Annotated in this window: 6 protein-coding genes; all 6 read left to right on the forward strand. The window is 48.6% G+C overall.

Translation table 11 applies throughout. From position 1 onward, the window contains the following. Positions 1-139 precede the first annotated feature (139 nt). The 6 genes from PV783_RS14405 (at position 140) to PV783_RS14430 (ending at position 11,616) form a co-directional block, all read left to right on the forward strand. On the forward strand, positions 140-3,325 hold the full coding sequence (locus tag PV783_RS14405) for a SusC/RagA family TonB-linked outer membrane protein (protein ID WP_420988509.1): 3,186 nt from the start codon (positions 140-142) through the stop codon (positions 3,323-3,325). Between the two features lie 19 nt (positions 3,326-3,344). Then, on the forward strand, positions 3,345-4,916 hold the full coding sequence (locus tag PV783_RS14410) for a RagB/SusD family nutrient uptake outer membrane protein (protein WP_336386170.1): 1,572 nt from the start codon (positions 3,345-3,347) through the stop codon (positions 4,914-4,916). A gap of 21 nt (positions 4,917-4,937) precedes the next feature. Next, positions 4,938-5,609 (forward strand): fasciclin domain-containing protein, encoded by a 672-nt coding sequence (locus tag PV783_RS14415; protein WP_420988510.1) that lies wholly within the window; start codon positions 4,938-4,940, stop codon positions 5,607-5,609. A 13-nt stretch (positions 5,610-5,622) separates the two neighbouring features. Further along, entirely contained in the window at positions 5,623-6,582 is a 960-nt protein-coding gene (locus PV783_RS14420; protein WP_168771414.1) for a DUF5007 domain-containing protein, read from the forward strand. 7 nt (positions 6,583-6,589) lie between these two features. Continuing rightward, on the forward strand, positions 6,590-8,842 hold the full coding sequence (locus PV783_RS14425) for a putative Ig domain-containing protein (protein WP_420988511.1): 2,253 nt from the start codon (positions 6,590-6,592) through the stop codon (positions 8,840-8,842). Between the two features lie 359 nt (positions 8,843-9,201). Further along, the gene (locus PV783_RS14430) at positions 9,202-11,616 is read left to right on the forward strand and encodes a glycoside hydrolase family 127 protein (protein ID WP_420988512.1); all 2,415 of its coding nucleotides are present in this window, start codon (positions 9,202-9,204) and stop codon (positions 11,614-11,616) included. The last annotated feature ends 3 nt before the right edge of the window (positions 11,617-11,619 follow it).

The following is an 11,619-nucleotide window of genomic DNA, read 5'->3' on the forward strand; positions in this document are numbered from 1 at the left end:
ATTTGTAATAACAATTGTCAACAATACAATTAAAATAAATCAACCGGAATAAAGTTTAATATTTTGTAGACGCACCGTGTGCGGACCTGTAACATCGTATATCAACCAGAATTTTTCAACATCGCTTAAACCTAATCCCATGCAAAAAATTGTCATGGCCTTTATCGCCTTACTGGCGGTCTTACCATCTGTTGCCCAGAACGTAAAAGTCAGCGGCAAAATTACAGATGAAAGAAGCGGGCCTCTGCCGGGCGCCTCGGTCAAAATTAAAGGGAATTCCCAGGGGGTAGTCACGGATGATAAGGGAGAGTTTTCCCTGTCGGCGCCACCTGATGCCACTTTGGAGTTCAGTTTTATTGGTTATCTCAAACAGGAACAGAAATTAAAAGGCCGCACGCATCTTAACGTAGTGCTTACCGCACAGAGCGGCGCATTAGGTGATGTAGTGGTGATCGGCTACCAGACAGTGAACCGGCGCAAAGCCACTGCGGCGGTTTCCAGTATCAAAGGAAAAGATATTGAAAACATTCCCGCCGGTAGTTTTGAACAACTCCTGCAGGGGCGTATGGCCGGCGTAAATGTGCAGAATTTCACCGGGGAACCCGGCGCTGCACCCACCATCTCCGTGAGAGGTAATACCGCTATCGGTACTTCTTACCAAAGCAATCAGTATAAAATACTAAACAAACCACTGTATGTGATTGATGATGTACCGCAGTTCAATGATGATATGGTAGGGCCGGACATCGGTACAGGCACCAACAACATCGCCGGTTTGAACCCCAACGAAATTGAATCGGTGGATGTACTGAAAGATGCTGCCGCCGCCGCGGTGTATGGTTCCCGCGGCGCCAACGGGGTGATCATCATCAAAACAAAACGCGCCCGCACCGGTGCGCCACGCTTCAGCGTATCGGCCTATGGCGGTTTAACGCAGATCCCTAAACTCCGCCAGGTACTGGTGGGCGCAGCAGAACGCCGCGAAAAGATCCGCTTGTATGATGATGCGTTTGAAGGCAACTACGACAGGCTGACGCATAAGAACCTCATCATGACGGACAGTCTGAACCCTGACCTGAATAAATCTACCGACTGGCAACGCCTGTTCTACCGTAATGGTCTGGTACGGAATGTGGACTTTAACGTGTACGGGGGAACGGAGTATAACACCTACCGCCTGTCGGCCGGGTTATATATGGAAGATGGAATTGTGAAAGCCTCCGGGTTTAAACGCTATACGCTCAACTATTCCTCCTCTATACGTACCAAAAACGGCGCGCTGGAAGTAGTACCTAACATCAGGCTGGCCCGCATGGAGAGAGGACGCGGCTCCGGCAGCGCCGACCTCTTTGGCGCCGTGGGACAAAGCATGCCTTCCTCCCTGTTTGCACCGGACGAGAACAGCTTGCAGCGTGTGTTAGGGCGATATTCCAGTAACATGGATATCAATACCGATAACCAGGTGAATGGCGATATCTCTGTGCAGCTGCGGTTATCCAGCCAGTTGTCGTTCCGCTCCCGTAACTCCGTATCTATGGTGATGAGCCGCCGCGATGTATCAGTACCCGGTGAACTGAACGCTGACCTCGGTAACTCTGCATCATCTACCAGCGGGCTGCAGCAAAGCTATACTACCTCCAATGACCTGAACTGGAACGCTGTATTCGGAAAAGGCAAAGAACATACCATCAACGCCATCGTAGGGCAGGAGGTGCAGTACAGCACTTATCAGAATACCTATGCACGGGGCGACCGTGGCGCCAGTGATCAGATCCAGGTGGTGAATGGTTTCCCGCAGGGGCCTTATCTGTACGGCAGTTCTTCATATGCCGCCTTTGGTATCCTCTCCCTGTTTTCAAGGGTGAACTACGATTATAAAAGCACCTATCTCTTCTCTGCATCCCTGCGTGGTGATGCTGCTTCCAGCTTCGGACCGGATAACAAGTGGGGATATTTTCCCGCTATCTCCGCAGGCTGGATGATCAGCAATGAACCTTTTATGCGCCGTTATTCCAGTTGGTTGTCCATGCTGAAACTGCGCGGTAGTTATGGTGTGCTGGGTAACCTGCCAGGCGATTACTATTTGCAGTACAGTCTTTATAACGTAGGCGCCGCCGGGTATAACGGCAGCGGATTAAATCCCAATACTTACAACGGCGCAGTAACCATTACCCCGCAATTTGGCTCTGGTGGCGTAGCGCAGAAAGATATCAGCTGGGAGAAAACCGCCAGCTGGAACGGTGGGATAGAAGCAGAGCTGATGAACGGTAAATATTATTTCAGCGCCGATGTATATGTGAAGAATAGTAAAGCAGGACTCATTGATATGAACCTGCAGAGCACTACTGGTATCGCCACTGCTAAAACAAACGGCGCACAATTACGCAATTCCGGTATTGATATCAATTTCCAGTTCAGGAATGTAATGCCGGAGAAAAGTGCGCTGCGTTGGGAAATAATGTGGAATGTAAGCATGAACCAGAATTTAGTGGTTAGTATGCCTAATGATAACAGGGATCTTACCTTTGGTAACCTGTTTAATACCACGCATATCCTTACCCGTGGAAAAGCAGTGAATACTTTTTACCTGTTGAAAACATTGGGTGTATATGCTACCGATGATGATGTGCCTACGGATAAATACACCGGTAAGAAATTCGGAGTGGGAGCCGTGAATGATCCCGCTGCCAATAACCCTTTCAGAGCCGGCGAGTTTATTTTTGCTGACCTGGATGGCGATGGTATTATTGATGCCTTTAATGGCGGCATCACCGGCGATAAAATTCCTTACGGAAATCCTAATCCTTTCCTCACTGGCGGTATCACACAAAACTTTTACTGGAAGAATTTTACTTTTGGATTCCTTTGCACCTTCACGTTTAAAAGAGATGTGCTGAACCTGTATGAATCCGACACCTATGGCCGCTACGGCTGGGATGGTTCAGGTAATGAATTCTCCAAATATGCGGTATCAGATCTTTCGTCTATGAATATCTGGCGCAAGCCTGGTGATAAGGCCCAGTATGCAAGAATGGATATTGGTACTTACCGTTATTATTACCGTGCAGATCAAACCTTCTTCCTGGAGAAAGGAGATTATTTCAGGATCAAGAACGTATCATTTGGCTATACCCTCAAAGAAAAAGCACTGAAACCACTGCATCTGAACCGCCTCCGGTTTTATGGTCTGATGGACAATGTATACATGTTCCAGGCATCCAAAAGATTACCGGATGCGGAAAATGTGAACCCTTACGGGGAGTATAACGGTGTCGGCTATCCGAGCCCGCATAAGTATACACTGGGCATCGATGTAGGATTTTAAAAACAGCTAAACACTTTTTATGAAACGGACTTTAATTATCATCATTATAGTGGCAGCATTTTTATCGGGGTGTAAGAAAATGCTGAACCAGGAGCCAAAGGATACTACTTACGAGGAGAAATTCTGGAAGTCGGAGAATGATATGAAGAAGGCATTGGCAGGCGCATACGCTTCGCTGCGCGCCAATATGCTCGACCAGGATTACTTTCATAACCTGGGCGACATGACGCTGGGCGATCAGTTTATCATCATCAGGAGCGGACCTTATTTTTCCAATTCCGACTGGAACATACAGGTGGGTAAGTTTGAAATGAACTACCTGGATGTTTTCCGTAACTGGTCGAGGTTTTACAGTACCATTCTGCAAACAAACCTGATACTGGAAAAGCTGCCGCTGGTACCGGACGATACCTTTGCGGATGATCCGGAAAAAGGCCGGAAGAACATTGCCGGGCAAACTCTTTTTATCCGCTCCTATGTGTACTTTCAGTTGCTTCGCACTTTTGGAGACGTGCCGCTGGTATTAACACCGGACCCTGATCCCATTGCCAATAAGCCGCTGGCGCGTACTGATAAAAATATAGTAGTACAACAGATCCTGAACGATCTCGACTCGGCAGCTAACTGCCTGGATATGACTTATGAAGTGGAAGCCAACAGGGGGACCGTTCCTAATAAAGCGGCGGTGATGGCGCTGCAATCACAGGTATACCTGTGGCGCGCCTGCGTAATTAAAAAGCCGGTATTTGAAGCTACGCCGGATATGGCAGATGTGGCAAAAGCTTCTGCGCTGGTGGAAAGCATTATCGGCAGCGGGTTGTACGGTTTGCCGGCTCCCGGTGGGAAGGTGGACAGTATCCAGTATGCAAAAGTATTTACCGGCAACACCCGCGAAAGTATCTTTGAATTATATACGCGCTATGCCTATAACGAGGGTTCAAACAACCTGATGCCCATGAAGTTTCTGAGGATCCCGGTACTGGCAAAAACAGACTGGAGCCCCCTGCTGTTGGGCAACAGCATTGTTAGTAACCTGTACCCGCGCATTATTCAAACGGGTCCTAATCCGGAAGATACACTACCTAATACGGATATACGAAGAAGTTTGTTTCTCTACGATGCAGACGGCTCCCAGCCCATCTTAACAAAATACAGTAACATCATCTACAACAATCCAAATCAACAGGCGGAACCTTACCTGGATAACAATGTTTCCCTGATCCGGTATGCAGATGTATTGCTGAACCGCATGGAAATCGCCGTATACAAAGGAGAATTGGGACAAGCTTATTCACAGCTGCGGAGTTTCCGTCGCTCGCGTAACCAGCCGCAGATGGACTCTGCACTGTACGTAAGCGAATCGCCGCTCACTTACAACAGCCTGATGGATGAAATCATGACAGAGCGTTCGCGCGAACTGTTTATGGAAGGCCAGCTTTATTTTGATGATGTAAGGATGAAGCGGTCGGTGGTGCCCTGGCTTACACCCGCCAGGTACAACCAGGAAGGCTTCCTTATGCCGCTGGACCCTGCATTGTTCAACAACAACAGATTGCTGGTGCAGAATAAATACTGGGCAGGTAAAATTTAATTTTTATCCAAATTATTTATCATGAAGATCATTCATCTGCTACTCGGATCACTGCTGATCCTGGCAGCGTGTAAAAAAGATAACTACCTGGTTGATGAAGGCAATACCAACCTGGAAAGGATCAGGAAGATGCCGACCTACGATTTCCTGAAAGAAAGTAAAGTGCTGGATACCGTGGTAATGCTGATAGACCGCGCAGGAATGAAAGACGAGATCAACGGGGATATAACTTTCTTTTCACCCACAAATTCCGGTGTAGCCAATTTCCTGGCGCAGCAAACACGCGCGTTACAACGGAAGTATAACAACGAAAACATCAAATTTACATTGGATAGTTTGACGACCGACAGTATTAAGTTTTACCTGCGGCGGCATATATTCAAAGGTGTAATTGATAAGAAAGCCATGAGCTATACGAAGAAGAGTTTTACCAACATCAACAGCGAAGGGAATTATTTTCTGCTGCTGGAAAAGTATTATATCGATGTAAGTGGTATCCGGTCTACTACCAACAGGATACAGATACGGCGGGTATTCGGACTGGCAGATGAAGATGTACCGGATGGCACGGAGAACAGGGACCCGGATTTTTATGCGTATGTGCAAACTTCTGAAGTACGTACTGCTACAGGTATGGTGCATGTATTGGAGGCCAACGCCAACATGGGATTTTACATTTACAGGGAAAACTAAAAATAAGATGACTATGAAATATATCTTATTCGCCATCAGCGCATTTGTATTGATGAATGCTGCATGTACCAAAGTGGAAGAAGGTTTTCTGAGCGATGGTATCCGTTACAAAAGCCCGGAGATATTTATTCCGAAAGGAATTACGGCCCGTTATCCCGGCATTTTATTCGATGGCTCCACGCCACCGGTAACATTTGAAATGCTGGATATACGGCCGGTAGGAGGAGGGAAGTTACCAGCCGCGTTTACCACCAAATACCCGGTATGGGTATTTAAAGATAAAATGTCTTTTGACCCGGATACCGATACCACAATTGCTGAGTTGCGCGCAAAGCAGGACAGTTTGCAGGAGTTGCCTTTTGAGTTTAACCCGGTGAATGGCGGGTTCCTGTTTAAATCGCCTTCCGCTAACATTCCTAATGGGGTGTATGAATTTGATGTGAAAGCGACCAATGTTAACGGGAGTAAGGTGTATAAGAACATCGCCCGCCTGCATATTGAAGATCCTGAGTATATCCGTATGACGGAAATACCGGTGATTCCCGGGTACGATTCTGTTACCAATACTTTTCCCGGCGAGATGAAAGGCACGATGGAGTTAAAACGTATATCCGCTTCCGGTACCAAAGTGATGTTAAAGATCATGGATAAGAACGGGAAACTATTTAACCCAAAGAAAGGGGAGGTGATTACCCGTGGCGACCGGCCGTCCTTTGCTTCCTATGCAAGATTTAACCCGGTGGTGGTAACGGATACTGCATTGATCACGGATTATGCCATTGCTCCTTATCCGGCGAAGCTGATCCCCGGTTATGTCAATTACCTGATCTATTACCGCATTCCCGCGTGGTTTATTAAAATGGATGGCGCTGCACCCAAAGCCTGGTCGGCCAACCCGCGGTTTGGTTTCCAGATATTATTTGAAGGCAGTTATGAAGTGATAGTGCGATTGCCAAATGTGACGAAGTTATAAACGACAAATGAAAGATGCGATGACCGGATGTATGAAGCATGGATGGTATGTAGTATTAATGATTTGCTTTGCTTTGCCGGCGATAGCCCAGCATCCCGATGCACTGATATTGAAAGAAGCTGCGTTTACAACAGGCGACTCCCTGCAATGGGCGTCGCCGGGTTATAGCGATCAGCACTGGAAACGTATAAAGGCCGGTGAAGTGTGGCAGTCGCAGGGCTTTCCGGACTATCACGGGTATGGCTGGTACCGTATGAAGGTAGTTATTCCCCGCAGCCTGAAACAACAGGCTGCCTGGAAAGACTCCTTGCGTATTTACCTTGCGCATGTAAATGATGTGGATGAAACCTGGTTGAATGGCGTGCGGATAGGGCAAACCGGGAGCTTCCCCCATGATGTAGGCGGCTACGTTAGTAAGTGGCCATACATCCGGGAGTATCATATTCCCGCTGCAGATAAAGCTATCCGCTGGGATGCAGAAAATGTGATAGCCGTAAGAGTGTTTGATGGCGGCGGTACCGGCGGTATTTTTATGGGTACCCCTTATGTGGACCTGCTCCGGAAAATAGATGGTATCCGGTTAACGCTGCCGGAAGACCAGATCATTTTCAGTGATAAAAAGACAGCATTACCGGTGCGACTCACTAATTTGTTCAATACTACGGTAAAGGGTACACTCCGTAGTGATATATTTGACTTAGCGGCTGGAAAGAAGATATCGAGTCATATGCAGACCATGATACTTACGCCGGAATCAAAAGGGGCGTTTATCATGGAGGCGCCTCACAGAGCGGGTATCCGTTTACGTTATTGTTTCACGGAAACGGCTACCGGGCACCAGCTGAAGGGAGAACTGGAGGTACCCTATCTTCAAACACCGGCGCCTGCGCCCGCGCCACGGATCAACAGTGCCCCGGTGTATGGCGTTAGTCCGGGCACGCCCGTGATCTTTAAAGTGGCCGCCACCGGAACGGCCCCGTTGCATTACCACGCATCCGGGTTGCCGGAAGGTTTAATGATTGATAGTACCAATGGGGTAATTACCGGTGTGATAAAACAGGCCGGTAATTATCGTATAGGTGTTACCGTGACTAACGTACCCGGTGTAGCTACACAGTCGCTGTTGCTGAAAGCAGGTGGCACTATTGCCTTAACGCCGCCAATGGGATGGAACAGCTGGAATTGCTGGGGCCTCAGCGTAAGTGAAGACAAAGTGAAGAGCTCTGCGCAGGCACTGCTGGACAAAGGACTGGCAGATCATGGCTGGAATTATATTAATGTTGACGATGGCTGGCAGCAACCCCGGCGTGCAGCTGACAGCAGTATCCTTCCTAACGGAAAGTTTCCCGATATGAAAGGGCTGGGCGACTGGCTGCACAGCCGCGGACTGAAATTTGGAATGTATTCTTCTCCGGGTCCGCTTACCTGTGGCGGATTCCTGGGTTCTTACCGGAATGAGGAGAAGGACGCTGCTACCTATGCAAACTGGGGAATAGATTATCTTAAATACGACTGGTGCAGTTACGACCAGGTAATGCCTGCGGACACCAGCCTCGAAACATTCATTCATCCGTTCCGGGTTATGCAGCAAGCCATCCGGAAGTATCCCCGTGATATCGTGTATAACCTTTGCCAGTATGGATTGAGAGAAGTGTGGAAATGGGGACCGCAGGTAGATGCACAAACCTGGCGCACCACAGAAGATATTGATGATACCTGGGAAAGCATGGCTGGCATCGGCTTCGGGCAATATCCACTTGAGAAGTACGCCCGTCCCGGTAACTGGAATGATCCGGACATGATGATTGTAGGACAGGTGGGTTGGGGCGAAAATCTGCATCCCACGCGGCTTACGCCGGACGAGCAATATACGCATGTGAGCCTGTGGAGCCTGCTCGCAGCCCCGTTGCTTATTGGGTGCGACATCAGCAGGATAGATACTTTTACGCTTAACCTGCTCACCAATGACGAAGTGCTGGCCATCGACCAGGATACGCTGGGGGTAGCTGCCGGACGGCGTATTGCCACGGCGCACTACGAAGTGTGGGTGAAACCCCTGGCTGATGGAAGTAAGGCGGTAGGCATCTTTAATAAAGACCGGCAATACCGGCATCTTACGGTACCGTGGAAAGACATTGACCTGTCTGCGAAGCCACAGGTAAGAAATGTATGGACCCAGCGCGACCTCGGTGTTATACCTGTTGCTTACACCGTGGATGTGCCTCCGCATGGGGTAGTGCTGCTCCGCTGCAGTGAATAATAAATGCTGATGGGATGCTATACGCCGTAAGATTGACAACAAAATTATCCTGATGCCTGTAGTAATCGATTGCAGGAAACTTCGCTACAGGACAAGGTTTTGGGATTGACAAAATGTTGGGAATACTCGTTAATATCTACGCAGTATTCCTCTTTTTTTATCAATACTTTTAAATGTCATTATGACAATTATATTCAACCGGCATCCTTGTCCACCGTAAATCCAACTAGTGTTATGAATAACTATTTATTTCCCGGCAGGTGGCTGTTACCTGGCACCTGTATGCACCCTGTATTAGACATAATTGTTATCTAGACAATTATAAAATATTATATTGTAAGACTATAAAGATAAAAGGTATGAGATCATTTTGGGGAAAGGCGGCGCTGGCCGGCGCCGGTATGCTGATGGCCAACATTACAGTGCAGGCGCAGTTACAGAAAGATTATCCGATTAAACCGGTGGCTTTTACACAGGTGCGGGTGAATGATAATTTCTGGGCGCCGAAGATAAGGACCAATGCCAGTGTGACGATTCCGTATACACTGGAGCAATGTAGAAAGACAGGCCGCATCGATAACTTTTTACGTGCGGCGGGTAAGATACCGGGTGATAAACTCACCGAATACACCTTTGATGATACTGATCTGTATAAGGTAATCGAAGGGGCTTCCTACGGATTGCAGATGCAGCCCAATCCTGGTCTGGAAAAGTACCTGGATACACTGATCAGTATTATCGGCGCCGCCCAGGAGAAAGATGGATATCTCTATACCTTCCGCACGGTGAAAGCAGCAAAGCCTCATGAATGGATTGGCAGTAAAAGATGGGAGAAGGAAGAAGACCTGAGCCATGAATTGTATAATTCCGGTCACCTGTTTGAAGCGGCGGTAGCGCATTACCAGGCCACGGGTAAAAAAACGCTGCTGAATATTGCCATCCGTAACGCCGATCTTTTGGTGCGGGATTTCGGCTGGGGCAAGGAAGAAAAATTCCCCGGTCACCAGATCGTGGAAACAGGGCTCACGCGCCTGTACCGGGTAACGGGCAACAAGTCCTATCTCGACCTGGCCAAATTTTTCCTGGACGTTCGTGGTCCGGGTACCCACTACAGCCAGGAGTATAGCCAGTCGCACAAGAAGGTAACAGACCAGCACGAAGCCGTAGGGCATGCGGTGCGCGCTACTTATATGTACACCGGTATGGCCGATGTGGCCGCTTTAACCGGCGACCGCAAATACCTGACAGCCATTGATGATATCTGGGATGATGTGGTGGACCGGAAACTATATATCACCGGCGGCATTGGCGCCACCGGTGCAGGAGAGGCATTCGGAGCTGCGTATGAATTACCGAACATGTCGGCCTACGCGGAAACCTGCGCTGCCATAGCCAACGTATACTGGAACAGCCGTATGTTCCTGCTGCACGGCGATGCAAAATATATTGATGTGCTGGAACGCACGCTGTACAATGGTTTGCTCTCCGGGGTATCCATCAGCGGCGACCGCTTCTTTTATCCCAACCCACTTGCCTCTATGGGGCAGCACCAGCGAAGCGCCTGGTTTGGATGCGCATGCTGCATTTCCAATATGACCCGCTTCCTGCCTTCCATGCCGGGGTATGTATATGCACAGAAAGACAATGACCTGTACGTAAATCTTTTCGTGGGCGACTCCGCTACCATCCAGCTGAAAGCCGGAAAAGTAAATATCGTTCAGCAAACGGATTATCCCTGGAATGGAAAAGACGAAATCACGATCAATACTGCCAAACCTACTACTTTCACACTCCGGGTACGTATTCCGGGCTGGGCGGAAAACAGGCCGGTACCGGGAAACCTGTATTTTGAAGAAGACAGTTCAGCCGTAAAAATTCCCATCCTGCTCAATGGTAACCCCGTTGCCTATACGACGGAAAAAGGCTATGCTGTTATTAACCGTTCGTGGAAGAAAGGGGATAAGGTGACACTGGATTTCCCGATGGAAGTAAGAAAGATCCTGGCTGCCGCTGCGGTAAAGGACGACCACTCCCGCTTTGCGCTGGAGCGCGGGCCTATTATGTATTGCCTGGAGGGACCGGATAATAAAGACGCCACCGTGCAAAATATCGTCGTGGATAAACATGCGGTGGTTTCTCCTGTATATCGTCCGGATCTGCTCAGCGGGGTAATGACCCTGCAAATGCCCGGTAATTCTGCCAGCCGTCAACTGAATTCTGACTCGCTGATTAAAAGCAGTCAAACGGTAACGGCTATACCCTATTTTTCCTGGGCCAATCGCGGTCCCGCTGAAATGACAGTATGGATTCCGTTTGAAGCTTCGGCTGCCCGTCCGAAACCTGCACCCACCATCGCTTCTAAAAGTAAAGTAACGGCTTCTATAAAAAATCAGCGCATGTATATGGCCCTGAATGATCAGTATGAACCGAAAGACTCAAAAGATAACAGCGCCCTTTACCTGCATTGGTGGCCTGCCAAAGGCACCACAGAATGGGTACAGTATACGTTTGATAGCAGTCATACTGTAAGCAGCTCCAAAGTATACTGGTACGACGACGGTCCTTTTGGCGGCTGCAGAGTGCCCGCTGCCTGGAAGCTGTATTACAAACAGGGAGGGGAGTGGAAACCGGTAAATGCCAAAGTACCTTATACTATAGAAAAGGACAAGTATAACGTGATCACTTTTGAGCCGGTTACCACCACCGCTTTAAAACTGGAAATACAACTGCCGGCAGATAATGCCGCCGGGATACACGAATGGATAGTTGAATAATAT

The sequence above is a fragment of the Chitinophaga sp. CC14 genome, from assembly GCF_048957795.1.
GTDB classification, from domain to species: Bacteria; Bacteroidota; Bacteroidia; order Chitinophagales; family Chitinophagaceae; genus Chitinophaga; species Chitinophaga ginsengisegetis.